Source organism: Sphingopyxis sp. CR5 (genome assembly GCF_059693785.1).
Genome location: NZ_JCATIE010000013.1, coordinates 32120 through 57505, shown reverse-complemented (window position 1 = coordinate 57505; position 25386 = coordinate 32120). Strand labels below are relative to the sequence as shown.

Below are 25386 nucleotides of genomic sequence, written 5' to 3'. Positions count from 1 at the left end.
ATGTTAAGCCCGCGCGATTCCGCTCCTTGCGCCTGCACCCCTCTCGCAGGCCGGCCCGCCCGCCGTTGATCGCGGCTGTCGACCCAGTGGGCGCCCTTCTTCGGAAGTGGCGCCCAAACTTTATTGGCGTCGGTGCATTGCGTCGGGTACTCCGGCGATATCGCCAGATCGCCCGACACCGGGGCCGCTGCGAGGGAGAGCGCCATGACCCTGATCGTCCACCATCTCAACAACAGTCGTTCGCAGCGTATCCTGTGGCTGCTCGAGGAAATCGGCGCGGCGTACGAGATAAAATATTACGAACGCGACGCGACCACGAACCTCGCACCGCCCGAACTGCTCGCGGTTCATCCGCTCGGCAAGTCGCCCGTGCTCGAAGACGAGGGCCGCGCGATCATCGAATCGGGTGCGATCGTCGAATATCTGTGCGAACGCCACGGCGGCGGGCATCTCGTTCCGGCCCGCGGCACCGATGATCATGTCCGTCATCTCGAATGGCTGCATTTCGCCGAAGGCTCGGCGATGACGCCGATCCTGCTGCGCCTCTATACCGCGCGGCTCGGCGCCGCGGCCGAGCCGCTGGAGGAGCGGATCGCACAGCAGCTCGATTCGCATTTCGCCTATATGGAGGCCGGGCTCGGTCCCGATGGCCATTTCATCGGCGACGAGTTGTCGGCCGCGGATATCATGCTCAGCTTTCCGGCCGAGATTGCGGTGATGCAGGGCATGGCGCCCCGCTATCCCAAGCTCGCCGCGTTCGTGACGATGTGCCACGCGCGTCCCGCCTGGCAGCGCGCCCGGGAAAAGGGCGGGGCCTATTATGGCTATTGAAGGCCGGTATCGCGGCTGCATCCTGCTCGCTGCGTGCGCATTGGCCGTGGGGACGCGGGCCGCCGCCGCGCCGCCGGTGCTCGCGCCCGAAGTCGAGCGTGAGGTCGTCGCCCCCGCTGGCGTGGACTTCAAACCCGCAGCTTCCGACGATGAAGCGGCTATCGACCGCTTTGCCACCTACACGCTCGCGCTCTCCCGGCGCGACTATGGGGCCGCTTATGCAATGCTGCGTCCGTCGCTGCAGATATCGAGCCCACGCCTCGATTGGGAAGCCGACCTGCGCAAGCGCGATGGCCTGTGGGCCGACGGTACGATCCGAATCCTGCGCCTGACATGGTATCTCGATCCAGCGGGCCAGCCGCCAGGGATATACGCCGCCTTTGATTTTCGGGGCGATCGGCCGGACGGAACGATGGATTGCGGTTATGTCGTGGTCCATCGGGCAACGCCGGCCGCGCCCTTTACGGTCGTGCGGACCGACACGTCCGAAGTGCCGTCCAGCATGATGGAGGATGGGGTGCCGAAGGCCGATGTCTTGCACCAATTGCCCTGCTATCTTGGCAAGGGCATCGCCACCGCCTTCTGATCGCATGCACCAATAAGCCTGAGGGGCCTTTCCCGCTTGTCGGAAGGGGGCAAAGCCCTTAATTCGCGCGCATGACATCGACCAACGACATTCGCCGCTCCTTCCTCGATTATTTCGCGGGGGAAGGGCATCATATCGAACCGTCGGCGCCGCTGGTGCCGCACAACGACCCGACGCTGATGTTCGTCAACGCGGGGATGGTGCCGTTCAAGAATGTCTTCACCGGGCTCGAAAAGCGGCCGTACAGCACCGCGGCTTCGTCGCAGAAGTGCGTCCGCGCGGGCGGCAAGCACAACGACCTCGACAATGTCGGTTTCACCGCGCGGCATCATACCTTCTTTGAAATGCTCGGGAATTTCTCGTTCGGCGATTATTTCAAGGAACAGGCGATCCATCATGCGTGGACGCTCGTCCACAAGACGTGGGGGCTGCCTGCCGAGAAGCTGACCGCAACCGTCTATCACACCGACGACGAGGCGTTCGATCTGTGGCGCAAGATTTCGGGCCTGCCCGAAGAGCGGATCATCCGCATCGCGACGAGCGACAATTTCTGGTCAATGGGCGACACCGGGCCATGCGGGCCGTGCAGCGAAATCTTCTACGATCATGGCGACCATATCTGGGGCGGCCCGCCGGGATCGGCGGAAGAGGACGGCGACCGCTTCGTCGAAATCTGGAACCTGGTGTTCATGCAGTATGACCAGCAGCCGGGACGCGACCGCATCGACCTGCCGCGGCCGAGCATCGACACCGGCATGGGGCTGGAGCGCGTCGCGGCGGTTCTGCAGGGCGTTCACGACAATTACGACACCGACACGTTCAAGGCGTTGATCGCCGCATCGGTCGACCTGACCGGGGTTCCCGCCGACGAGGCGCGCAAGGCGAGCCACCGGGTGATCGCGGACCATCTGCGCGCATCGAGCTTTCTGATCGCCGACGGCGTCCTGCCGTCGAACGAGGGGCGCGGCTATGTGCTGCGGCGGATCATGCGACGCGCGATGCGCCACGCCCATCTGCTCGGCGCCAAGGATCCGTTGATGTACCGGCTGCTGCCGTCGCTGACCGCCGAGATGGGCGCCGCCTATCCCGAGCTGATCCGCGCCCAGCCCTTGATCGCCGAAACGCTCGAGCGCGAGGAGACGAAGTTTCGCCAGACGCTCGACAAGGGGCTGCGGCTGCTCGACGAGGCGACCGGTGGGATGGACGAGGGCGCGACCCTGCCAGGCGACGTCGCGTTCAAGCTCTACGACACCTATGGCTTCCCCTATGACCTGACCGAAGATGCGCTGCGCGCACAGGGCATCACGGTCGATCGCGCTGGGTTCGACGCGGCGATGGCGCAGCAGAAGGCGGCGGCGCGCGCCGCGTGGAAGGGCAGCGGCGAAAAGGCGTCGGACGAAATCTGGTTCGACCTCGCCGAGGCGCAGGGCAGCACCGAATTCACCGGCTATACCTCGACCGAAGGCGAGGGCGAGGTGATCGCGCTGGTCAAGGATGGCGTGCCGGTCGACGCGGCGCAGGCGGGCGACGACGTCGTCGTGCTGACCAACCAGACGCCCTTTTACGGCGAAAGCGGCGGTCAGATGGGCGACAGCGGCATGATCGCGACGCCGGCGGGGCTGAAGGCGTTGGTGCGCGACACCGGCAAGCCGCTTGGCCGGCTCCACACGCATCAGGCCGTGATCGAAAGCGGCAGCCTGAAGGTCGGCGACACGGTGCATCTGAGCGTCGACGCCGCGCGCCGCGACCGCATCCGCGCCAACCACAGCGCGACGCACCTGTTGCATGCGGCGCTGCGCAACCGGCTGGGCGATCATGTGACGCAGAAGGGTAGCCTGGTCGCCGAAGACCGCTTCCGCTTCGACTTCTCGCACCCCAAGGCGCTGAGTGCCGAGGAGATTGCGGACATCGAGGCCGAGGTAAATGCCCAGATCCGCGCCAACGAGCCGGTCACCACGCGGTTGATGACGCCCGACGATGCGATCGCTGCGGGCGCCATGGCGCTGTTCGGGGAGAAATATGGCGATGAGGTGCGCGTGCTTAGCATGGGCAGGGCCGACGACGCGACCTATTCGGTCGAGCTGTGCGGCGGCACGCATGTCCGCGCGCTTGGCGACATCGCGCTGTTCAAGATCGTCAGCGAAAGCGCGGTCTCCTCGGGCGTGCGGCGTATCGAGGCGCTGACCGGCGAAGCGGCGCGCCAGTGGCTGCTCGGCCGCGACGAGGCATTGAAGGCGGCGGCGGCGGCACTCAAGACCTCGCCCGACGAGGTTCCGACGCGTGTCGCCGCGATGGCGGAGGCGCTGAAGAAGGCCGAGCGCGAACTTGCCGATGCGAAAAAGGCGCTGGCGATGGGCGGCGGCGCGGCGAGCGGCGGCCCTGCGGTCGAAGAGGTCGGGGGCACCAAGCTGCTCGCGCAAATCGTCGAGGGGCTCGATCCCAAGGGTCTGCGCGGTGCGGTCGACGATATGAAGAAGCAGATCGGCAGCGGCGTCGCGATGCTTGTGGCGGTCAACGACGGCCGCGCGTCGGTCGCGGTCGGTGTCGCGGGCGATGCGGCTGCCTCGCGGAGCGCAGTCGATCTGGTCAAGGTCGCGGTAGCGGCGCTTGGCGGACAGGGCGGCGGCGGCCGCCCCGACATGGCGCAGGGCGGCGGCCCCGACGGCGCGGCCGCCGATGCGGCGGTGGCAGCGGTCAAGGCGGCGCTTGCCGCCTGACCCTCAGCGCATCGCCGCCCATTCGACGGCGAGGCGCGCGACCGAGGCGAGGACGGCTTCGTCCTGCGGCCGCATCTCCCGCGTGGCGACCGGACCTTCATAATAGGCAGTGATGAGCAGCGGGGCACCCTGTGGCGGGACGGCGAGCGCGACGTCATTATATTTGTTCATCATCCCCTTTGGCGTCGCGGTCCCGGTCTTGTGGCCGAAACGCCAGCTTTCCGGAATGCCGGCGCGCAGGCGGCGGGTACCGGTGGTCGTGGCGACGCCCCAGTCGACGAGGCGGGTGCGCGATATCGGCGACAGCGCGTTTCCGAGCAGCACGGTGTCGAGCAGGCCTGCCATCGCCGCGGGGGTCGTCGTGTCGCGCTCTTCGTCCCGGCCGACATGGTTCAGTTCGGGTTCGGGACGGTCGAGGCGAGTGACGGGATCGCCCCAGGCGCGAAACTGCCGTGTCACCGCGTCGGGACCGCCGACGAGAGGCAGCAACAGATTGGCCGCGGCATTGTCGCTGGTGGTAATCGTCGCTTCGATCAGTTCCTCGACCGTCATCGCGCCTTCGCCGACCCTTTTGCTCGTGACGGGCGAATTGGGGATCAGGTCGTCTTTTCCATAAGCTACACGGCGGTCCAGCGTCAGCTTGCCGTCGTCGACGGCTTTCAGGACCACCGCCGACATTGGCCATTTGAAGGTCGAGCACATCGCGAAACGCTCGTCGACGCGATGGCCGGTCGTGCGCCCGCTTTCCGCATCGCGGAAACAGACGCCGAGGCGGCCACCGGCCTGCCGTTCGAGCGCGGCGAGTTTCGAGGCGATCGGGTCCGGCTTGTCCTCGGGCTTCCGTGCGGGCGTGCCGTCCGCTTCGGGCGTGCATCCCGACAGCAGGGTCCAGCCCGCCAGAGCGGCCGCGGGGGTGAGCGAAAGGATGCGGCGGCGCGAAAGAGCGGGAAGGGGCATATCGATATCCTCATGGAGCCAGAACGAGGCAGCGATATTTTCCGTATTTGGCACCGCAGCCAAGCGATGATAGTTCAGCAGCATCATTAGATTTTCTAAGGGGCTTGCATGGCGGTCACCGAAATCTCGCTGAACCTGCTTCGTGCATTCGATGCGGCGGCGCGCCAGGCGAGCTTTACCGAGGCGGCGAAGGAATTGTTCGTCACCCAGGCCGCGGTGAGCCACCAGATCAAGGCCCTCGAAGCGTGGCTCGGCAAGAGCCTGTTCCATCGCACCTCGCGCGGTCTGGTACTGACCGACGAAGGCTTGCTGCTTGCCCCCACCGTCGCCGACGCGCTCGCGCGGATCGAGGACGGCATCGACCGCGTCCGGCACGGCATCGCGCGCGAGGTGCTGACCGTGGGCGTCGTCGGCACCTTTGCGGTCGGCTTCCTGATGCGCCACCTGCCCGACTTCCGGCGGCGACACCCCCATGTCGAGCTGCGACTGCTGACCAACAACAACAAGCCCGATCCTTCGACCGACAGCCTCGACCTTTCGATCCGCTTCGGCGACGGCGCGTGGCGCAGCGTCGACGCGGTGCGCGTGATGGACGCGCCGATGACGCCGCTGTGCACCCCGCAAATCGCTGCGACGCTTCAGCATCCGGCCGATCTGGCGCGCTGGCCGCTGCTGCGGTCGTATCGCGCGCAGGACTGGCCGGCGTGGTTCGCGGCCGCGGATACGGCCCCCGTCGTCGCGCGCGGGGCGCAGTTCGACACGTCGACGATCATGGTGCAGGCGGCGCTGCTGGGCGAGGGGGTCGCGCTCGCGCCGTCCGCGATGTTCGAAACCGAGCTTGCGGGCGGGCGGCTGGCACAACCGTTCGACGCCGAGGTCGATGTCGGCGCCTATTGGCTGACACGCCCGCTGGCGCGCGCCGAGCGTGCGGCGGAGCGGGTGTTTGCCGAATGGCTGATCGAGCGGGTGAATGAGGTTACTCGCGCCACATGAGCGAGCGGTGTGTCCCCGCGGAGGCGGGGACCCATCTCCCGCCGGTTCAATCTCGCTCCAACCGGAGATGGGCTCCCGCCTTCGTGGGAGCACACATCATTTTGGGGTGACGACTCACCCCTCAACACCCTTGGCTTTCCCCCACGCCCGCGCGGCGGTATAGCCGAGATAGCCGGTGCCGAAGAGCGCATAGAGCGGCTCGGGTATGCCGGCGAGATAGGCGTTCATGCCGTCGGCGATGCCCTTTGCCATTTCGGGGCGCGCGGCGGCGATGAGGCCCATCGGGATCGCCCAGAGCAGCAGCACATACATGACGTAGAGAAAGCTCGGCCGCGCACGGCTCGTCCACGGATCGGCGCTGTTGGCTTCGGCGACGATCGCGGTCATGCGGGTGCGCATCGCCTCCATCTCCTGACTGCCTTCGAGCTTCAACAGCTCGAGCTTGGCGCGGTCGCGCGCTTCGGGGTCGGGGATGATCTTATCGATCAGCTTGGCGACGGGGCCGATCAGGCCTTCGATGATGCTCATTGATACGCTCCATGATGTCAAAGTTCAGGAAAGTTCAGCCCAATGGCGCGCCTTCACGCGTCGCTTTGTCCGATGCGGTTGGCGAGCCAGCCATAGAGAAAGGCCTCCTGGCTCGGGCGGCGTTCGGCGAGCGCGATGTAGCGTTCGCCCTGCAGTGCCTCCATCGCGCGCAGCAGCACCGTCTCGCCCGCCGCACCGCGCGCGCGCAGGAAGCCGTCGAGCGCCGACAGGGTGCGCGGGCCAATGGTCCGGTCGACCGCGATGTCGGGATAGTCGCGTGCGGCCCGGTTGAGCGCATTGAGCGCGCGCTGGAGGAAACCCGTCGCGGCGGCGGTGCCCATATTGACCCCCGTGTCGAACAGTTCGGCGGCGATCCGCGGTGCGCGCAACGCGACCTGATCGAACCGCGGATGCTGCCAATACAGGCGGCGGTAGATCGACGCGGCGGTTTCTCGCGGCAGCCTGGCCATCGCATCGGTATAGCCCTCGGCGCGCGCGACGGCTTCGGTAATGCCCCAGCAGGTCGCGCCGCCGCGGTCGGAGGGGTGGTTTACATATCGGCCCTCGCGGTCGATGACGGCATCGATAAGCGCGTCGGCATCGCAGGCCTGAAAATCGGGTTTTGGCATGATTCGCTCCTTTGGTGTTTGTGGAACATAAAAAGAACCATATAGGAACAATGTAGGAAAGGGGTTTTCGATGCGGGCTTTGCAGATATCCGAGCTGGCGCCCGATCACGGCGGCTGCGCGCTGGTCGAGCGGCCGGTTCCGGTCCCGGGTTCGGGAGAGGTGCGCGTTCGGGTGCGTGCGGCGGCGGTGAATTTCCCCGACCTGCTGATGACCAATGGCGGATATCAGCTCAAACCCGACTTGCCCTTTACCCCAGGGCTCGAGTTCGCGGGCGAGGTCGAGGCGCTGGGCGAGGGAGCCGAAGGCTGGGCGGTCGGCGATGCGGTGGTTGGTGGCAATCGCTTCGGGGCAATGGCCGAGGCGATCGTGGTGCCGGTGCGCGCGCTGCGCCGCAAGCCCGATCGGCTGACGTGGGAAGCCGCCGCGGCCTATGGCGTCGCCTATCTGACCGCCTATGTCGCCCTGGTGCGCTGCGGCCGGGTCGAAGCGGACGACTGGGTGCTGGTGCACGGCGCGGCGGGCGGCGTCGGGCTGGCGACGGTCGATCTGGCGAAGGCGCTCGGTGCGCGGGTCATTGCGGTGGCGAGCCGCGCGGCAAAGCGCCAGGCGCTCGCCGATCTCTACGCGCCCGACGCGGTGATCGCGGCCGAGCCGGGCTTTCGCGAGACGGTGAAGGCGTTGACGGGCGGCAAGGGCGCCGACGTCGTCTTCGATCCGGTCGGGGGCGATGTTTTCGACGAATCGACCCGCTGCATCGCATTCGGCGGGCGGCTGCTGGTCGTCGGCTTCGCGTCGGGGCGCATTCCGGAGGTGTCGGCCAACATCCCGCTGATCAAGGGCTTTTCGGTGGTCGGAGTCCGCGCTGGCGAATATGGCCGTCGCTTTCCCGAGCGCGGTGTCGAGAATCTGGCGGTCATCGACGCGCTGGCGGCCGCCGGGCGCATTCGGCCGCACGTCCACGCGGTGCTCGATCTGGCCGACTGGCGGACCGGGTTCGCGATGCTCGAACGGCGCGAGGCGGTGGGGAAGGTGGTTTTGCGGCCCTAGAATTTTTCCGACGTCGATTGAGGCAGGCTTGAGCCCGTCCTGAAGGGGAGGGGTTCGGAAGGACGCAACGGACCGGGGGCGTGTTTGCGACTTGGCCGGAACGGGAACGGCGGCCATCGACCGAAAGCGACCCTTCCTCTTCTCGTCACCCCGGACTTGATCCGGGGTCCATGACTTCGGCGCTGCTATGGATCCCGGATCAAGTCCGGGATGACGAAGGAGGTTGAGCGAATGGCAGCTCCCCACCCCCAAGCGGTCATTTCGCAAAAGGCCCTGATCTTCTCTTTGGGAACGTTCCCTTGCATAGCTATGCGGGCCGGGATAGCGGATGGTCAGCGGCGAGCGCTCTCGCTAGCGTCGGCGAGATAAGGGGAGGGCCACCCTCCCGTATAGGATGGGGAGACGATTTCATGGCCCTTGCGCCCAACGCCAGCAGCAGCAGCGACCCGAACCCCGTCGAAAGCGAAGGGTCGCATGTCGACGCCCCCGAGCTGCGGTTGTTCGTGCTGGGCCTGTTCTTCATCTTCGGCGGCATCACCTCGCTCAACGACGTGATCATCCCCAAGCTGAAGGAACTGTTCACGCTGAGCTTCTTCGAGGCGTCGCTGGTACAGGTGTGGTTTTTCGTCGCCTATGCGATCGTCGGCATTCCCGGCGCGCGCCTGGTCAAGCGGATCGGCTATATGCGCGGCGCGGTGGCGGGGCTGGCGACGATGATCGTCGGCTGTTTCCTGTTCATTCCGGCGAGCCAGACCGCGGTGTTCGGCCTGTTCCTCTTTGCCTATTTCGTTCTCGCGAGCGGCGTCGTGCTGGTGCAGGTGGTCGCCAATCCCCTGATCAGCCTGCTCGGTCCGGCAAAGACCGCGCACAGCCGGCTGACCTTTGCCCAGGCGTTCAATTCGCTGGGGACGACGATCTTTCCCTATTTCGGTGCGATCCTGATTCTCGGCGGGCTGGCGAAGGTCAGCGCCGACCAGCTTTCGGGGATCGAACTCGACGCCTATCGTACCGCCGAAAGCCAGGCGATCGTGCACGGCTATCTGGGCATCGCAGCCGCACTCGCGGTGGTTGCGGCGGCGGTATGGCTGTTCCGCAATCGCCTGAAGGGGGAAAAGCACGAGGCCTCGACGCTGGCCGACGGCCTAGCGCTGCTGAAGCGCCGGCGTTTCGGGTTCGGGGCGCTTTGCATCTTCCTCTATGTCGGCGCCGAGGTCGCGATCGGCAGCTTCCTCGTCAATTATCTGGCGCAACCGCACGTCCTGAACCTGACGGATGCAGAGGCGGGCAAGCTGCTGTCCTTTTACTGGGGCGGGGCGCTCGTCGGCCGATTTATCGGATCGGGCCTGCTGCGGGTGATCAATCCGGGGCTGCTGCTCGCGATGGTCGCATGCGGGGCGCTGGCGCTGATCGGCGTTTCGGTAAGCAGCAGCGGTACGGTTTCGGGCTATGCACTTATCGCCGTCGGGCTGATGAACTCGATCATGTTCCCGACGATCTTCAGCCTCGCATGCGAAAAGCTCGGCGCGCGGGCGGCCGACGGGTCGGGGATCATCAATGTCGCCATCGCCGGCGGCGCGGTGATCCCGGCGCTCTATGGCGCGCTGGCCGACCATGTCGGGCTGGGCACCGCGCTGGCGCTGCCCGCGCTCTGCTATGCCGTCATCGCGTCGTACGGCCTCTATGCGAGGCGTCCCGCCGAGGCGCCGGCGTCAGTCGTCGCCGTCTGATACAAAGGGATTGCCCCGCAGCGACCGGCCGGCGGTTTCGGGCATATATTTGAGTGCGACGAGCCCGACGAGGCACGAGAAGATCATATAGTAAGCGGGCATCAGCTGGTCCCCGGTCCAGCTGATCAGCCCGCTGCCGATCGCGGGCGCGGTGCCGCCAAAAATCGATGTCGAGACATTATAGGCGATGGCAAAGCCCGCGAAGCGCACCGAGGTGGGAAAGAGCGCGGGGAAGGTGGCCGATATCGTCGCAAGCTGCGGCACATAGAGCAGCCCGAGAAGGATGAAGCCGACGATCGCACCGGTCAGCCCGGTTCCCATCAGCATATAGAGCGGGACGACGAAGACGAGCAGGCCGAGGAGCGAGAAGCGCCACATCGCGCGGCGTCCGATGCGGTCGGACAGCGCGCCGGCGAAGGGCAGGAACAGCATCATGAACAGCATGCCGATGATCGGCACGATCAGCGCCTCGTCGGTGGTGAGGCCGATGCGGCGCTGGAGATAGGTCGGCATGTAGCTGAGCAGCGTATAGTTGACGACATTCAGCGCGACGACCAGCCCGCCGACGACCAGCAGCGGACGCCAGTGATCGCGCACCAGGGTACCGAGCCCGGGCGCCTGGCGCCCTTCCTCGACCACGCATTCCTCCAGAAAGACCGGCGTGTCCTCCATCTTCGAGCGGAGGTAGGTGCCCACGAGCCCCATCGGTGCGGCGACCATGAAGGGGATGCGCCAGCCCCAGTCGTGCATCGCGGTATCGCCCAGCGTCAGCGAAAAGATCAGCATCAGCGAGGCGCCGAGCGAGAAGCCCGCGAGCGTGCCGAATTCGAGGAAGCTGCCAAAGAAGCCGCGCCGGTCGTCGGGGGCATATTCGGCCATGAAGGTCGCCGCGCCGCCATATTCGCCGCCGGTCGAGAAGCCCTGCACCATGCGCAGGACGATGAGCAGCGTGGGCGCCCAGAAGCCGATATGGTCGTAATCGGGAATCAGCCCGACCCCGAAGGTCGCGCCCGCCATCATCAGGATGGTGAGTGCGAGCACCGACTTGCGGCCGATGCGGTCGCCGAGCGGCCCCCAGAACAGGCCGCCGAGGGGGCGGACGAGGAACGAAATGGCAAAGGTCGCGAGCGCGAACAGCACCGCTTCGTCGGTGTCGCCGGGAAAGAGCGCGGCGGAGATATAGGTGACGCCATAGGCATAGATGCCATAGTCGAACCATTCGGTCGCATTGCCGAGCGCCGACGCCGTAATGGCGCGGCGCAGCGTCGCGGGATCGGTCTTTTCGCCGGTCGGGGCCGGGCCGGCCGGGGCCATCGTGTCGCTTGTCATCTAGGTCACCTGTTGCTGGGGCGCGGCCCCCTTGGCCGCATCGTCATCGTCGGAAAGGGCGGGGTCGAGCAGCGCCGCGGTCGGAGTCGTGCGTGGCAGGATCTGGAAGTCCTGCTGCGCCTCGGTCGGCACCGCGTCGGTCACCGCGAGGCGCCACAGCCCGAAACCCGTCATCGCCAGGGCGCAGAGCGCAATGAAAAGGAAAAGGCCGCCGGCCCCTGCGAAGGTCATCGCCGCGGCGCCGGCGATCGGTCCGGCGGCGGCGCCCGCCGAATAGAGAAGGACGAGCTGCCCGCTCGCGGTCACGCGCTCCGACGGCAGGAGCCGATCGTTGGCATGGGCGACGCTCAACGGATATAGTGCGAAGCTGAGGCCGCCGAACGCGAAGCCGAGCGCGAGCAGCAAGACACCCGATGGCTGGAGGCCGAGGCCGAGACTGACGGCAAGGGTCGCCACGAACCCGCCGACGATCACGCGGCGACGATCATAGCGATCCGAAAGACGTCCGAGCGGCCATTGCAGCGCAACCCCGCCGAGGATGACGACCATCATGAAGGTCGCGGTATCGGCAAGGCTGAGCCCGAGCCGGCGCGCATAGATGGCGGCGAGGCCATAGAAGGCACCAAGCAGCAGCCCGGTGATCCCCGCGCCGACCACCCCGAGCGGCGAGGCTTCGAACAACCGGCGGAGCGGCAGCGAGGCGGCCTCTTCGAGCGCCGGGGCGTGGCTGCGCGTCAGGCACACGGGGATGATGGCAAGCGAGATCAGGATCGACGCGAGCTCGAAGGGAATTTGCGGCGCCGTGTTGCCCGAACGGAGCAAGAGCTGGCCAAGCGCCTGGCCCGAATAGAGCGACACCATGTAGAAGGCGAGGATCGTGCCGCGCGTTTCAGGCTCGGCGCGGTCGTTGAGCCAGCTTTCGACGCAGATGAAGACACCCGCCACGCAGACCCCGTCGACGAAGCGAAGCGCGCCCCACAACACGGGCTGCTGGAACAGCGCATAAGTGAGGGTGCTGGCCGAAAGCAACGCGACGAACGCGGCATAGGCCCGAATATGCCCGACCCGGCGGACGATGCTCCCGGCGCGCAGCGCGCCAAGGACGAGCCCGCCGAAATAGGCGGTTGCCACGAGGCCGATGATCATCGTCCCGCTGCCCGCGCGTTCGAGCCGCAGCCCGATCAGCGTCGACAGGAAGCCGCTGCCCGCCATCATCACGAAGATGGCGGTCAGCAGGCTTCGGACCGGCAGGATCGATGCGAGCATGGAGGGGCCGGGCAACCGCCTTACGCGGCGCGCCGGTTCTCCACCGCGGCCCCGTCTTCCTCGACCAGCGTCTTGTGCAGGACGGCCACCGCCTTGTCGAAATCGCGCGGTTCGATGAGGAATTGCACGTCGACGTTGCGGATCTGGTGCTGCATCGCGACCAGCGACACGCCAGCGTCGTCGAGCGCGCGCAGCGCGTCGGGCACGAGCCCCGGGCGCGAGATGTCGCTGCCGATCACCGATACCATCGCCACCGGCTGCTTGGTGATTTCGGCATCGGGATATTTGTCCTGCAACTCGACGAGCGCCTTGTTCACCGCCGCGGCACTGGCCGACAGATAATGGGTGATCGTATTGGCGTTCGAGGATTTGCTGACGATCCACAGCTTGTGCCGCGTCAGCGCATCGAGGATCGCGGCGTCATAGCCCTTTACCCCCACCATGTCCTGTTCGAAGAATTGCAGCGCCTGCATCTGCTGAATGCCGGTGACGATCTCGACCCTTGGAACGTCCGAGACATAATCGCCGGTCACGAGCGTGCCCTCGTCCTCGCGGTCGAAGGTGTTGCGCACGCGCAGCGGAATGCCCGACTGGCGAAGGCCGCGTCCGGCACCGGGGTGAATCGCCTCCATGCCAAGGTTGGCGAGCTGGTCGGCGACATCGTAGTTGGTGCGGCCGATCTTGCGCGCCTTGTCCTCGCCGACCAGCTTTGGATCGGCGCTCGAAAGGTGGAATTCCTTGTGGATGATCGCCTCGCGCGCGCGGGTCAGGACCGCGAGCCGCGAGAAGGTCATCTCCGTATAGCCGCGCGCATACCGGCGTACCATGCCCCCTTCGCAGCCGGCATAGCCGGTGACGACGGGAAGGGTGGTGGCAAGGTCGATCGACGCGAAAGCTTCTTTGATGCGTTCATCGAGGCTTCGCAGATCGTCCTCGTTCCAGAGTGTCAAATCGACGAACCGGGCATTGACGTCGCGGTCGCGGAGCAGGAGAGCGGTGCTGTGCGCGCTATGCGCTTCGCCGATCCCTGCGAGCAGCTCACGCACCGTCACCAGCTGTTCCTTCAGGCTGAAGCGCCCGTGGCTGCGCAATCGCGCGAGGTCGTCGAGACACGCGGTTACCGCGTCGATGCGGGCATCGACGAAGCGATCGGCCTCGTCCCGGCTTTCGGGCCTCACGAACATCCCGGCATTGCGTTCGCGCATGGCTGTACGAACCTTGTCCATCGCTTCGCGCCAGGCATCGGCATCGTCGTCGTCGACAAAATGTCCGTAAACGCCGGGTTCGCCCGTCTTCTTGTTTTCAAGCAGCAGGTTCGTCATTCCGGCATAGGCCGAGACGACGAAGATGCGGTTATAGAGGTCCTGGCCCGACCGTCCCGCGATCAGGACATTGTCGAACAGGGTGGAGGTGGCGGCCATCGAAGTGCCGCCGATCTTTTCGACGCTGTGCGTTCCGGTCATGCGGCAAGCTCCTGTTGGGTCAGCGGTCCGTTTGCGACAGTCAGCGGCACCGGGGCGCCGCGATGAGCCAGAAAGCGCGGACGTGGCCTCTCGACGCCGAACGGCGCCTGAAGCTGGTTGCTGACGGCGTTATAAACGAAAAAGGCGTTCGAGCGCGGGAAGGGCGTAATGTTGCCGTTCGACCCGTGCATCAGGTTGCAGTCGAAGATGATGACCGTTCCGGGTTTCCCGGTGAGTGCGGCAATGCCTTGTTCATGGGCGATTTCGGCCAGGCTGTCCTCGTCCGGGACGCCATATTCCTGTTTCTTCAACGAGCTGAGATAATGATTTTCAGGCGTTTCGCCGACACAGCTGAGGAAGCTGCGATGCGAGCCCGGGAGCACCATCAGCGGACCATTATTGGGTCCGTTTTCGGCGAGCAGGATCGACATCGACAGCGCGCGCATTCGCGGCATGCCGTCTTCGACGTGCCAGGTTTCGAAATCGCTGTGCCAATAGAATTCCTTGCCCTTGAAGCCGGGCTTGTAGTTCAGGCGCGACTGGTGGACGTAGACATCGTCGCCGAGCAGGAAGCGCGCGACGTTCGACAGGCGCGCGTCGGCGGCAAGGCGCGCCATCACGTCGCTCTGGCGATGAAGTTCGAAGATCGAGCGGATTTCCTTGCTCTGCGGTTCGGCGATGATCGTTTCGGCATCGAGCGCGTCGGGATCGCCGAGCAGCGTCCCCGCCGCACCCTGGAGATAGGCGACTTCGGCGTCGGAAAAGATATCGTCGAGCACGAGATAACCGTCGCGATCGAATTGGTCGGTCTGTTCGCGGCTGATCGGCGCGTCGGCCGTCCATTCGTTATGGACGACCGGATCGAGCCTGGGCAGCATCTCGGGCATCGCCGAGCGCCTTGATGGATAGAGGTCTTTCATGAGACGTCCCCCTGCTATTGTGTCTGTGGGTCGGTCGATGGCTCGCTGAGCGCGAGGGAGTGGTCAGTCGGCGGCGACCATGTCGGCCTCGGCCGGGTAGGCGCCGTTTTCGTCATGCACTTCCTTGCCCGTGACCGGCGGGTTGAAAACACACGCGGTCAATATGTCGGTTTCGGGGCGCACGATGTGGCGATCATTGTCGTTGAGCGCATACATCACGCCGGGCTGAAGCTTGTGGATTTCGCCGGTGGCGAGATCTTCGATCGTGCCCGTGCCCTTGAGGACGAGGACCGCCTCCAGATGGTTCTGATAGTGCATTTTCAGTTCCTGTCCGGCGAACATCGTCGTGACGTGGAACGAGAAGCCCATATTGTCGTCCTTGAGCAGCAGGCGGGCGCTGGCCCAGCCGTCCGAACGGACGTTGCGGTCGCTCTTGCGGATTTCACCAAGATTGCGGATGAACATGCGGATTATCTCCTGAATTGATGTGTCTGGTTGACGGTCGGTTATTCGGCGGCGACGGCGAGGTCCTGGGCCATCGCTTCGCGCAGCCTGGCTTCGAGGATGTCGAGCCCTTCGGCGAGCAGCGCGTCGTCGATGACGAGCGGAGCGAGCACCTTGATGACTTCGCCGTGGGCGCCGCTCGTTTCGATGATCAGCCCCTGTTCGAAGCAGGCCGCGGTCACGGCGTCCGCGATTTCGCCCGAGCCGACGTTGATGCCGCGCATCATCCCGCGCCCGCGGGTTTCGAAGCCATGCTCCTTTGCCATCGCGCCGAGGCGTTGTTCGAGAAGCTGGCCGCGACGCGCGATATCGTCCTGAAATGCCGTGTCGCTCCAGAAATGGCGCAGCGCAGCGGTCGCCGTGACGAACGCATGGTTGTTGCCGCGGAAGGTGCCGTTATGCTCGCCCGGCGACCATCGATCGAGTTCGGGACGGAACAGGGTCAGGGCGAACGGCAGGCCCATCCCTGAAAGCGACTTGGCCTGCGTGACGATGTCGGGCGTGAAGCCCATGCCTTCGAAGCTGAAGAAATTGCCGGTCCGCCCGCATCCCGCCTGGATGTCGTCGACGATCAGCAACGCGCCATGCTCTTTCGCCAGCACGGCGATCTTGCGGAGCCATTCGGGCGATGCGGCATTGAGCCCGCCTTCGCCCTGAACCGTCTCGACGAGGATCGCGGCCGGCGCGTCGAGGCCGCTCGACGGGTCGGTAAGGCGCTGTTCGAGCAGTTCCGCGGTATCGACGTCGGGCCCGTAATAGCCATCATAAGGTTCGTGGCTGACGTGGCTCAGGGGCACACCGGCACCTCCGCGCTTCGCGGCGTTGCCGGTGCAGGCGAGGGCGCCGAGCGTCATGCCGTGGAAGCCGTTGGTGAAAGCGATGACCGTTTCGCGGCCGGTGATCTTGCGCGCGAGCTTGATTGCCGCCTCGACCGCATTGGTCCCGGTCGGGCCGGTAAACATGGCGCGATAATCGAGCCCGCGCGGCTTCAGGATCAGCTCTTCATAGGTGGTCAGGAAACGCTCCTTCGCATCGGTGTGAAGATCGAGCCCGTGGGTGATGCCGTCGGCCGAGATATAATCGATCAACGCCTGCTTCAGGATCGGGTGATTGTGGCCGTAGTTGAGCGTCGAGCAACCCGACAGGAAGTCGAGATAGCGACCGCCCTGATTGTCGTGCATCCACACGCCTTCGGCCTTGTCGAACTGGCGCGGCATGGCGCGGGCATAGCTGCGGACGGCGCTTTCGCGACGCTCATAGATGCTGCGGTCCGGAATCTGGCCGGACGGTTTGGGGGTGGTGATAGTCATGTCTATTGTCCCTGTATTTCCTGCGGTTTCTTATGTTTTAGCGGCCCGATGCGGGCCTGGTATTCGGTGTCGTGGGCGCCGGCGAAATGGGCTTCGCGCTCGAAGAGGGCGCTGCGTTCCAGGCTGGTGTCCCAATCGCGGGCGAGGCCCTTGAAGAGCGCCCATGAGGCTTGATTGTCGTCGGTGACGGTCGTGATCAGATGGGTCACGCCGTCCTGCTCCGGCCGGTCGATCAGGTGATTGATCATCCGGCCCGCCAGCTTTCGACCGCGTGCCGCCGTCGATACCGCGACCTGCCAGACGAAGAATTCGTCGGGGGCCGACGGCGGGCGATGACCCGATACCCAGCCTACGACCTGGCCATCCTTTTCGGCGACCACGCAATGATCCGCGAAATGGGTGCACTGAACGAGGTTGCAGTAGGCCGAATTGCGATCGAGGGGCGGGCAGGCCGCGATCAGCGCGGTGACTGCGGGGCCGTCGGTGGCCTGCGGCTTGCGCAGGACAATGCCGTCCGTGCTTTCGGCGGAAGGGTGATCGCTGGCATCTGGCAAGGACGTATCGTCTTTTTGCCGGTCAAAGATTGTTCATCTCCTGAAATATCTATCTCGCTATACCCGTTTGCCGGGTCTTTTGAAAGCGCGCGATACATAGCGATTGTTCCCTCGCGATCAACCCCGCTGGGCAAAACTGTTTCAATATATGAAATAAAAATTGCCCGTGTGCGACGTGATATTGCCGTTGGCGTCGCAGCAACGCGCGGCTAAGCAAGCGAAATGGACAGCGATATTCCCAACGCGACCCTGCGCGCGCTGCGCCGCATCCTGCGCGCGACCGAGTCGGGTAGCCGCAAGCTGGCGGCGATGACGGGCCTCACCCCGTCGCAGCTTCTGGTGCTCAACGAAATGGGCGGCGGCGACCCCGTGACCCCGGGCCAGGTCGCGCAACGTCTGCAGTTCAGCCATGCGACGATCACGGCGATCGTCGACCGACTGGTGGCGGGCGGGCTTGCGACGCGGGCGCGGAGCGAAAAGGACAAGCGCCAGTTCCTGCTGTCGGCGACCCCGGCGGGACGCGCGGCGCTCGCCGAGGCGCCCGACCTGTTGCAAATGACCTTTGCCGAGCGCTTTTCGGTGCTGCCGGCATGGGAACAGGCGATGATCCTCGCGGCGGTCGAGAAACTCGCGTTCGTCCTGGACGCGCAGGACATCGATGCCGCGCCGCTGCTCGACACCGGCGCGATCGACCGGGCCGAGCGCAAGGGCTAGGCGGCGACGGGCGCGATCAAGGCGCCGAGGAGCGCCGCGGCCTCGCGCGGGTCGAGCCGGACCTGCAAGCCGCGCTGTCCGCCATTGATATACACGCGCGCGTGCGCGAGGGCGGGTTCGTCGATCGCGACCGGAAGGCGGCGCGCCTGTCCGAAGGGGCTGACGCCGCCGACTTTGTAACCCGAGATGCGCTCTGCTTGCGCTACGGGCATCATCGCCGCCGCTTTGCCGCCGAACGCGGCGGCGACCCGCTTCATCGACAGCTCGCGATCGGATGCGAGAATCGCGCAGGCGGGTTTGTCGTCGACAAGCAGCATCAAGGTCTTGAGGACGCGCGAGGGGTCCTCGCCCAGCGCTTCGGCGGCCTGGAGCCCGACGCGCGCCGAGCCCGGATCATAGTCGTAAACGTGGATGGTGAAAGCGATGCCCGCCTGTTCGAGCGCCCTTGTGGCGCGTGTCGCTCGCGACATGGCGACCTCCGCGGAAAATTTCGATGCTGCGAAGATGAAATTGGTCGGGACGAGAGGATTCGAACCTCCGACCCCCACACCCCCAGTGTGATGCGCTACCAGGCTGCGCTACGTCCCGACCGGCCCCGTGGGGCAGGCGAGGCCCCTAGCGCGCCTTGACGGGCGATGCAAGCGCGGCGAGCGCCCGTCGGTCGCAATCGCACGCGGGTGGCTTGAAGCGGCCGCGAAAAGCCCCATCTGCGCCAAGCCTGCCGAGGGGGATGGGCCGCAGCCATTGGTTGCGCGCCGCGCCCCTGCGTGATAGGCGCCGCGCCATCATTTCGCGCGCCGGTTTCCGGGACGGAAAGGCGGCGCTTTCGAACGGAAAGTCTTTCATTCATGTCGACGTCATTGCTTCTGACCCAGGCGGCCGGATCGGGGGGCGGGGCAGCCGGTTTCCTGATGCTGGTTCCCTATGTGCTCATCTTCGGCGTGTTCTGGTACTTCATGATCCGCCCGCAGCAGGTGCGGATGAAGGAGCATCGCGCCAAGGTCGCGGCGGTCAAGCCGCGCGACCAGGTGGTTACCGGCGGCGGGATCGTCGGCAAGGTCACACGCGTCGACGACGATTTTGTCGATGTCGAAATCGCGCAAGGGGTGAAGATCAAGGTCGTCAAGTCGACCCTGTCGGACGTCCTGCAGCCCGGCGGCAAGCCCGCCAACGACTGACGCGGCGCGGCCCCGCGACAGGGGCCGGCCATCGCTAACGGAATCCCACCATGCTCGATTTCCCGCGCTGGAAAACCATCGGCATCAGCATCATCCTGCTGTTCGGCATCGTCTTTGCCATACCAAGTTTTCTCCCCGAAAAGGCGTTCGAAAGCCTGCCGTCCTTTGCGCAGACGAAGGTCAATCTGGGCCTCGACCTTGCCGGCGGCAGCCACTTGCTGCTCGAGGCCGACCTCGCCGACCTTCGCAAGACGCAGCTGACCAACATGGAAAAGACCGTGCGCACGGCGATGCGCGGCGAGCGCGGACCCGATGACGATATTGCGATCGGCGAATTGCGGACCGCCAGCGGGTCGATCAGCTTCCTCGTGCGCGATCAGACCCAGCTCGACGAAGCGCGCGAGCGGCTGTTCCGCGAAACGCAGGGCGCGGGGCTGAGCGGGCAGCGCGACTGGGATATCGAAGTCGTCGACACGACGCGCATCGTGCTGACCCCGACGCAGGCGGGGCTCGATCAGGCCGTCGACCGCGCGATGGACACCGCGCGCGACATCATCGACCGCCGCGTCAATTCGCTCGGCACGCGCGAGCCGACGATCATCCGCCAGGGTGACGATCGTATCGTGGTCCAGGTACCGGGCCTTCAGGATCCGCAGCAGTTGAAGGATTTGATCGGCAAGACCGCGCGGCTGGAATTCCGCATGGTCGATGCCAATGCCGACCCCAATGAAGCCGCGCAGGGCCGCGCTCCGGTCGGCAGCGAAATCGTCCCCTATGCCCCCGGTGAGGGCTATGGCGCGCCGTTCGAGGTGCTGAGCCGCCAGGTGATGATCAGCGGCGAGCAGTTGATCGATGCGCAGCAAAGCTTTGACCCGCAGACCAACCAGCCGGTGGTGTCGATCCGCTTCGATTCGGGCGGTTCGGCGACCTTTGCGCGCGTGACGTCGCAGAGTGTCGGCAAACGCTTTGCAATGGTGCTGGACGGCCAGGTGCTTTCGGCGCCGTCGATCAACGAACCGATCCTGGGCGGTAGCGCACAGATTTCGGGCAATTTTACCGTCGCCAGCGCGAACGCGCTCGCGATCTCGCTACGCTCGGGCGCGCTGCCGGTGAAGATGGCGGTGGTCGAGGAGCGCACCGTCACGCCCGAACTGGGTGCCGATTCGATCCGCAAGGGCGCGATCGCCGGGATTGTCGCGACGGTCGCGGTACTGGCATTCATGATCGTCGTTTATGGCCGGTTCGGGGTTTATGCGAACGTTGCGCTGATGTTCAACATCGCCCTGATTATCGCGATCATGGGCATGTTCAATGCGACGCTGACGCTGCCCGGCATCGCCGGTTTCGTATTGACGATCGGCGCGGCGGTCGACGCCAACGTGCTGATCAACGAACGCATACGCGAGGAATTGAAGCGTGGACGACGCGTGTTCCAGGCGGTCGAGATCGGTTACAAGGAAGCAAGCCGCGCGATTTTCGACGCGAACATCACCAACGTGATCGCTGCGGCGCTGATGTTCTGGTTCGGCTCTGGCCCGATCAAGGGCTTCGCCGTGGTGCTGACCATCGGCATCGTCACCAGCGTCTTCACCGCCGTCACCGTGACGCGCCTGTTCGCGGCCCGCTGGTTGCACAGGTCGCGCCCGGCCGCGCTCAACATTTAAGGGAAGGGACCGAAACCATGCGTCTGCTGAAACTCGTCCCCGACGACACGAATATCCAGTTCCTGAAATGGCGGAACATCGCGATGGCGATCAGCGTGCTGATGATCATCGCGTCGATCGCGCTGGTCGCGGTGCGCGGACTGAACCTGGGCGTGGATTTCGTCGGCGGCCAGTCGGTGCGCGTCGAATTCACCGGCGCCATGCCGAAGATCGACGAGATTCGCGAGAAGGTCGGCGACATCGGCCTTGGCGAAGCGACGATCCAGCAATTCGGATCGGACAAGGCGGTTTCGATCCGCACCGCGCTGCCCGAAGGCGACAAGGCCGCCGCGGATCGCGCGGGCAAGATTCTTGTCGACGGCATCCACAAGGCGTTCCCGACCGCGAAGACCGGATCGGTCGAGACGGTTTCGGGCAAGGTGTCCGACGAATTGCTGCGCACCGGCGCGTTGAGCCTTGCGCTCGCGATGGTCGCGATTTCGATCTATATCTGGATCCGCTTCGAATGGCAGTTCGGCGTCGGCGCGCTGTTCGCCTTATTTCACGACGTTGCGTTGACCTTTGGCTTTTTCGCGCTGACCCAGTTGCAGTTCGACCTCAACATCGTCGCCGCGCTGCTGACGATCATCGGCTATTCGCTCAACGATACGATCGTGGTCTATGATCGCATCCGCGAAAATCTGAAGAAATATCGCAAGATGCAGATCGTTCCGCTGCTCGACCTCAGCGTCAACGAAACGCTGGCGCGCACGGTGATGACCAGCTTCACGATGCTCATCGCCCTCGCGGTGCTGCTGTGGGTCGGGCCCGACGTGATCTTCGGCTTCACCGCGGCGATGTTGCTGGGCATATTCGTCGGCACCTATTCGTCGATCTATATGTCGGCGCCGATCCTCGTGTGGCTGAAGGTCGGCCCCGACAGCTTCGTCCCGCGCACGAGCGCGGCGACCGAGGGCGCCGAGCGGATTGCGAGCAAGGGCGACGACGGCGCGGTGGTCTGAACACAAGAGGATTGGAACGGCGGTTTCGGGGTGGGGAGCGGACGTTTGAATAAGTTCAGGCCCTCCCCTTCAGGGGAGGGCAGCGAGACTTACGAACTTGTTCGTTAGTCGCAGCGGGTGGGGGCCATCGGCCTCGCGTAAGGCCGATGGCCCCCACCCCAACCCCTCCCCTGAAGGGGAGGGGCTTATGTCCACCTCCGGTCGCTTGCTGTCGTTGCAGCCGAAGTGGCAGTGAATGGTCGGAACGGGGTGGGAAGCGGACATTTCCTCCCTTTTGTCATTCCCGCGAAAGCGGGAACCCAGGGATGGATCAGCCTATGCAGGCTCTGGATCCCCGCGTTCGCGGGGATGACAATGTCGAAGACGTGGATTGTCGACTTCCGGTCGTTCACTGATATTCGTCATCCCGGACCCTTCGACAAGCTCAGGACAGGCTTGATCCGGGATCCATAGCAGCGCCGAAGTCATGGACCCCGGATCAAGTCCGGGGTGACGAGAAGAGGAAGGGTCGCTTTCGGTCGGAAGCAGACCTTCCTTTGCCGCCTAACGTCCCGCGCAGCGCCGCAAATGATCGGCGAGTTCGCGGCCGTTGCGGTCCCAGTTGAAGCGGCCGGCAAGGCTTGCGGCGACCGCCGCGGGTAGCGGTGGGGCCGCGAGGATGTCCGATATGGCGGCCGCGATCGCTTCGGGATCGCGCGGCACGATACGGCCGGCGGCCGGCGACGTGACGAGCTCGGCGGCGCCGCCGGCGCCGCTGATGACGATCGGCGTTCCGCAGGCTATCGCTTCCACCCACGCATTTGCGAGCCCCTCGCTCGCCGATGGCATCACGACGACATCGGCGGCGCGGTAGAGCATCGGCAGATTGGCGTTGGCGACCGGACCCATCAGGTGGACGCGATCGGCGACCCCCAGCCGAGTGGCCAGCGCACGATAGCGTCCTTCTTCCTCCCCCGCGCCCGCAAGATGGTAGTGAACGCCGGGCAGGGCGGTCAGCGCTTCGATCACCAGGGCTTGCCCCTTGCGCGGAATCAGCGCGCCGACGGTCAGGATGGTGGGTGCGTCGGCGATCCCGAGCATCGCGCGCGCCTCGGCGCGGTCTCCCGGCGAGAAGCGGTCGGTATCGATGCCGGTATAATGGACGGCGATCCCGGACGGGTCGATCCCGAGCGTCGCCATGTCGCTGCGCATTGCATCCGACACGGCAAGCAGGCCCGTAGCGGCGGCGGCGGCGCGGAGGAGTTGGGGTTTGCTGGCCGGATCGTGTCCGAAATGACTGATGTCGGCTCCGCGCGCCTTGATCGAAAACGGAAGGGCCAATCGTTCGGCAACGCGCATCGCCGCGGGGCCGTCGGGATAGAAGAATTGGGCGTCGACGACATCGGGCCGGACCTCGCCCGCGATGGGCAGCACGGCGCGGGCGATCGCGGCGGGATTAAGGCGCGCTCCGATTTTCGGGACGAGCGTGAAGCGGGGCCGGTGCACCGTCAGGCCGTTCCACACGTCCTGCCGGGGCAGATGGCGCAGCGCCGCGTAGCGCGGATGTAGCGACAGCGGCCAGGGCGGGAGGCCGACCGGTGCGACGATGGTCAGATCGATCGCCGGTTGTGCGGCGAGCGCGCGCAGGCTGCGCTCGACGAACAAGCCGAAGTTGGGGCGTTCCGTGTCGGGGAAGAGCGTCGCGATCGACAAGACGCGGAGCGGCGTCATCGGCTATCCCTCGTCCGGTCATATGGAGCTTGTCGAACCACCGTTCTTCCTGTGCAACCTGGTAAAAAAAGGGAGCCCTCGAGTCTTCGACGCGTTCAAGACCGCAAGCAAAATTCTATAGCGAGCGGATCAGTCGCACCGCGACCGCGGCCCACGGCGGATTGGCTACGACCTGCTGTCTTTGGCCGGTGCCGAGCGGCAGTAGGTGGAGCTTTTCGCCGTCGACGTTGAGCAGCCGGGCAAAGAAAAATCGTCCGGCGGGCCGTGGAACAAGCAGGTCGCGGTTGAGCGCCTGGCCCCAGTCGCCCTCGATCCGGCGGCACCAGATTTCGTCGCCGGCGCGATAGTCGCCGATCGACGAGGTGACGCGCATCGCCACCATATCCTCGCTCGGCCTTGCTGTAAGCGCCTGTTCGGTACGCGTAGGGGCCTGGGCGCCATCGGCGCCGAGTAGCGCGGTGATCGTGAGCTGCGTATCCTGGGGCAGCTGGACGAGCTCGGCGGCATCGACGCCGAGTGCTTTCGCGATACGGTTCATCCAGCCGAGCGACAGCGTGCGCGTACCGGTTTCCAGACGACCGATCGTCTGGGCGGTCGTCGGCGGATCGCAGCGCTGCGCGACCTCGTCGAGCGTCAGGCCCTTTGCACGGCGGACCGCGCGGATGCTGTTGATCATAGCTCGTCCTCGATAACCAATTTGGTTTCTTCTTTCCTACATGATGATCCAATGTCAAGGCTGATTCGTCGAGTAGCAGGAGATCGCCGATGACCGTACGCCGCCTTGAAACCCGCCTCCACCCCGACGACCGGGTCGACCCCGGCAAGGTGGGACCGCAGGTGATGCGGCATGTGACGGTCAATACCGCCGAAAGCCCGCTGGCGTGGCTCGCGGCGCGCGGGCATTTGACCGAAGCCCAACTCGGCGCGGGCGAGCGGCTGCGCGCCGATTACGAGCGCGCGGGGCTGGCCGCGCGGGTCACGATGCGGTGGGATGCGGCGCCACCGGGCAAGAGCCGCGGCGGCGCGCGCGCAGCGGATGCGTCGCTCGCGCGCATTGACGCGCACCGGCGTTTCCATGCCGCCCTCGACGCGGCGGGACCGGGGCTGGCCGACATCTGCTGGCGGGTGATCTGTGCGGGCGAAGGGGTAGGGGGAGCGGAGAAGGCGCTTGGCTGGCCGGCGCGTTCGGGGAAACTGGTGCTGACGCTGGCGCTGGATCGGCTGGCGCGCTTTTATGGGACGGGGTGATCAGCCGAAAATGCGCTGCGTGTCCGACAAATCGCGGATATATGTGTTCGCCACACGTTTTGAACGAAGCAAATATGCGGTCCACAGCGTCGCGGATATCGACGATTGCCCTATTCCGAGAGCTACGTCGGGAAGGGCGCCTCCTGCCAGTTTCGGAAACAATATTGCTGACATTGCCAGATCAGACAGGCCGGGCAGAACAGCCATCCCCCACAGGCCGGCAATGCAGATCTTTACCGAAGACCATCGATGGACGTTTGCGAGCCTGATTGCCACCGCGATACTCACCAGAGCAGACAGGGCGCAGACGACCCAGTTGAAGGTAAGATAGGTTTCGGAACCCGACCCCAATAGGTCCGCGACCTCCATAATTTCCTTGTTGCTGACGGTTGCCATCAAAATGATGCGAAGCGGCGTGACGAGGCCGAGTATTACGATAAGGAACGCCAACCATCCACCGATTCCCTGCAACTCGGTCGAATCTGCTTTATCCACCACGATTGCCCCCG

At 65.4% G+C, this 25386-nt stretch carries 25 protein-coding genes and 1 tRNA gene; 11 read left to right on the top strand and 15 right to left on the bottom strand.

What is annotated here, in order from left to right:
* The first annotated feature begins 204 nt into the window (after positions 1-204).
* The 3 genes from AC58D2_RS17890 (at position 205) to alaS (ending at position 4134) form a co-directional block, all read left to right on the top strand.
* The gene (locus tag AC58D2_RS17890) at positions 205-831 is read left to right on the top strand and encodes a glutathione S-transferase family protein (RefSeq protein WP_497392440.1); all 627 of its coding nucleotides are present in this window, start codon (positions 205-207) and stop codon (positions 829-831) included.
* Positions 821-1417, top strand: coding sequence for a hypothetical protein (locus AC58D2_RS17885; RefSeq protein ID WP_497392439.1), 597 nt, complete (start codon positions 821-823; stop codon positions 1415-1417). Before AC58D2_RS17890 ends, AC58D2_RS17885 begins: the two co-directional genes overlap by 11 nt.
* 71 nt (positions 1418-1488) lie before the next feature.
* Positions 1489-4134, top strand: a complete 2646-nt coding sequence (gene alaS, locus AC58D2_RS17880) for an alanine--tRNA ligase (protein WP_497392438.1) — start codon at positions 1489-1491, stop codon at positions 4132-4134.
* A 3-nt stretch (positions 4135-4137) separates the two neighbouring features.
* Here alaS and bla read toward each other — a convergent pair whose 3' ends face one another.
* A complete protein-coding gene (gene bla, locus AC58D2_RS17875; RefSeq protein ID WP_497392437.1) occupies positions 4138-5091 on the bottom strand; it encodes a class A beta-lactamase in 954 nt (317 codons plus the stop codon).
* A gap of 108 nt (positions 5092-5199) precedes the next feature.
* Here bla and AC58D2_RS17870 point away from each other — a divergent pair, with 108 nt between their 5' ends.
* On the top strand, positions 5200-6084 hold the full coding sequence (locus AC58D2_RS17870; RefSeq protein WP_497392436.1) for a LysR substrate-binding domain-containing protein: 885 nt from the start codon (positions 5200-5202) through the stop codon (positions 6082-6084).
* A 114-nt stretch (positions 6085-6198) separates the two neighbouring features.
* On the opposite strand, the gene AC58D2_RS17865 is transcribed toward AC58D2_RS17870, so the two are convergent.
* Both AC58D2_RS17865 and AC58D2_RS17860 read right to left on the bottom strand, forming a co-directional pair.
* A complete protein-coding gene (locus AC58D2_RS17865) occupies positions 6199-6612 on the bottom strand; it encodes a holin family protein (RefSeq protein ID WP_497392435.1) in 414 nt (137 codons plus the stop codon).
* A gap of 53 nt (positions 6613-6665) precedes the next feature.
* Positions 6666-7241, bottom strand: a complete 576-nt coding sequence (locus tag AC58D2_RS17860; protein WP_497392434.1) for a glycoside hydrolase family 108 protein — start codon at positions 7239-7241, stop codon at positions 6666-6668.
* Between the two features lie 70 nt (positions 7242-7311).
* Here AC58D2_RS17860 and AC58D2_RS17855 point away from each other — a divergent pair, with 70 nt between their 5' ends.
* Together AC58D2_RS17855 and AC58D2_RS17850 are read left to right on the top strand one after the other, a co-directional pair.
* Positions 7312-8289 (top strand): NADPH:quinone oxidoreductase family protein, encoded by a 978-nt coding sequence (locus AC58D2_RS17855; protein WP_497392433.1) that lies wholly within the window; start codon positions 7312-7314, stop codon positions 8287-8289.
* A gap of 410 nt (positions 8290-8699) precedes the next feature.
* Positions 8700-10016 carry a sugar MFS transporter gene (locus AC58D2_RS17850; RefSeq protein ID WP_497392432.1) on the top strand — a complete coding sequence of 439 codons (1317 nt, stop codon included), beginning with the start codon at positions 8700-8702 and terminating at the stop codon, positions 10014-10016.
* Here AC58D2_RS17850 and AC58D2_RS17845 read toward each other — a convergent pair.
* The 7 genes from AC58D2_RS17845 to ectA all read right to left on the bottom strand — a co-directional run bounded on the left by AC58D2_RS17845 (position 9999) and on the right by ectA (position 17317).
* Positions 9999-11345: an MFS transporter gene (locus AC58D2_RS17845; protein WP_497392431.1), complete on the bottom strand. Its 1347-nt coding sequence runs from the start codon at positions 11343-11345 to the stop codon at positions 9999-10001. The two genes, AC58D2_RS17850 and AC58D2_RS17845, sit on opposite strands and share 18 nt — an antisense overlap.
* A complete protein-coding gene (locus AC58D2_RS17840) occupies positions 11346-12611 on the bottom strand; it encodes an MFS transporter (RefSeq protein ID WP_497392430.1) in 1266 nt (421 codons plus the stop codon).
* Between the two features lie 20 nt (positions 12612-12631).
* Complete coding sequence (locus AC58D2_RS17835; protein WP_497392429.1) at positions 12632-14074, bottom strand: aspartate kinase; 1443 nt, start codon at positions 14072-14074, stop codon at positions 12632-12634.
* Positions 14071-14994, bottom strand: a complete 924-nt coding sequence (gene thpD, locus AC58D2_RS17830) for an ectoine hydroxylase (protein ID WP_497392428.1) — start codon at positions 14992-14994, stop codon at positions 14071-14073. Before thpD ends, AC58D2_RS17835 begins: the two co-directional genes overlap by 4 nt.
* 63 nt (positions 14995-15057) lie before the next feature.
* Positions 15058-15459 carry an ectoine synthase gene (locus tag AC58D2_RS17825; RefSeq protein WP_497392427.1) on the bottom strand — a complete coding sequence of 134 codons (402 nt, stop codon included), beginning with the start codon at positions 15457-15459 and terminating at the stop codon, positions 15058-15060.
* Positions 15460-15500: 41 nt separating this feature from the next.
* The gene (gene ectB, locus AC58D2_RS17820) at positions 15501-16808 is read right to left on the bottom strand and encodes a diaminobutyrate--2-oxoglutarate transaminase (protein WP_497392426.1); all 1308 of its coding nucleotides are present in this window, start codon (positions 16806-16808) and stop codon (positions 15501-15503) included.
* 2 nt (positions 16809-16810) lie between these two features.
* Positions 16811-17317, bottom strand: a complete 507-nt coding sequence (ectA, locus tag AC58D2_RS17815; protein WP_497392514.1) for a diaminobutyrate acetyltransferase — start codon at positions 17315-17317, stop codon at positions 16811-16813.
* Positions 17318-17584: 267 nt separating this feature from the next.
* Between ectA and AC58D2_RS17810 the strand changes: the two genes are divergently transcribed.
* Positions 17585-18076, top strand: coding sequence for a MarR family winged helix-turn-helix transcriptional regulator (locus AC58D2_RS17810; protein WP_497392425.1), 492 nt, complete (start codon positions 17585-17587; stop codon positions 18074-18076).
* Here AC58D2_RS17810 and ybaK read toward each other — a convergent pair.
* Together ybaK and AC58D2_RS17800 are read right to left on the bottom strand one after the other, a co-directional pair.
* The gene (ybaK, locus tag AC58D2_RS17805; protein ID WP_497392424.1) at positions 18073-18546 is read right to left on the bottom strand and encodes a Cys-tRNA(Pro) deacylase; all 474 of its coding nucleotides are present in this window, start codon (positions 18544-18546) and stop codon (positions 18073-18075) included. The two genes, AC58D2_RS17810 and ybaK, sit on opposite strands and share 4 nt — an antisense overlap.
* A gap of 41 nt (positions 18547-18587) precedes the next feature.
* Positions 18588-18664, bottom strand: a tRNA-Pro gene (locus AC58D2_RS17800).
* A gap of 260 nt (positions 18665-18924) precedes the next feature.
* Here AC58D2_RS17800 and yajC point away from each other — a divergent pair.
* Genes yajC through secF form a run of 3 tightly spaced genes read left to right on the top strand, consistent with a single transcriptional unit; the run spans position 18925 to position 21919 of the window.
* On the top strand, positions 18925-19254 hold the full coding sequence (gene yajC / locus AC58D2_RS17795) for a preprotein translocase subunit YajC (RefSeq protein ID WP_497392423.1): 330 nt from the start codon (positions 18925-18927) through the stop codon (positions 19252-19254).
* 50 nt (positions 19255-19304) lie between these two features.
* Positions 19305-20918, top strand: a complete 1614-nt coding sequence (gene secD, locus AC58D2_RS17790) for a protein translocase subunit SecD (protein ID WP_497392422.1) — start codon at positions 19305-19307, stop codon at positions 20916-20918.
* A 17-nt stretch (positions 20919-20935) separates the two neighbouring features.
* Positions 20936-21919 (top strand): protein translocase subunit SecF, encoded by a 984-nt coding sequence (gene secF / locus AC58D2_RS17785; RefSeq protein WP_497392421.1) that lies wholly within the window; start codon positions 20936-20938, stop codon positions 21917-21919.
* A gap of 543 nt (positions 21920-22462) precedes the next feature.
* Here the strand turns inward: secF and AC58D2_RS17780 are convergent.
* Positions 22463-23629 carry a glycosyltransferase gene (locus AC58D2_RS17780; RefSeq protein WP_497392420.1) on the bottom strand — a complete coding sequence of 389 codons (1167 nt, stop codon included), beginning with the start codon at positions 23627-23629 and terminating at the stop codon, positions 22463-22465.
* 115 nt (positions 23630-23744) lie between these two features.
* Positions 23745-24305, bottom strand: a complete 561-nt coding sequence (locus tag AC58D2_RS17775) for a helix-turn-helix domain-containing protein (protein WP_497392419.1) — start codon at positions 24303-24305, stop codon at positions 23745-23747.
* 89 nt (positions 24306-24394) lie between these two features.
* On the opposite strand from AC58D2_RS17775, the gene AC58D2_RS17770 reads away from it, so the two are divergent.
* Entirely contained in the window at positions 24395-24877 is a 483-nt protein-coding gene (locus tag AC58D2_RS17770) for a DUF6456 domain-containing protein (protein ID WP_497392418.1), read from the top strand.
* On the opposite strand, the gene AC58D2_RS17765 is transcribed toward AC58D2_RS17770, so the two are convergent.
* Positions 24878-25375 carry a DUF2569 family protein gene (locus tag AC58D2_RS17765; protein WP_497392417.1) on the bottom strand — a complete coding sequence of 166 codons (498 nt, stop codon included), beginning with the start codon at positions 25373-25375 and terminating at the stop codon, positions 24878-24880.
* Positions 25376-25386 lie beyond the last annotated feature (11 nt).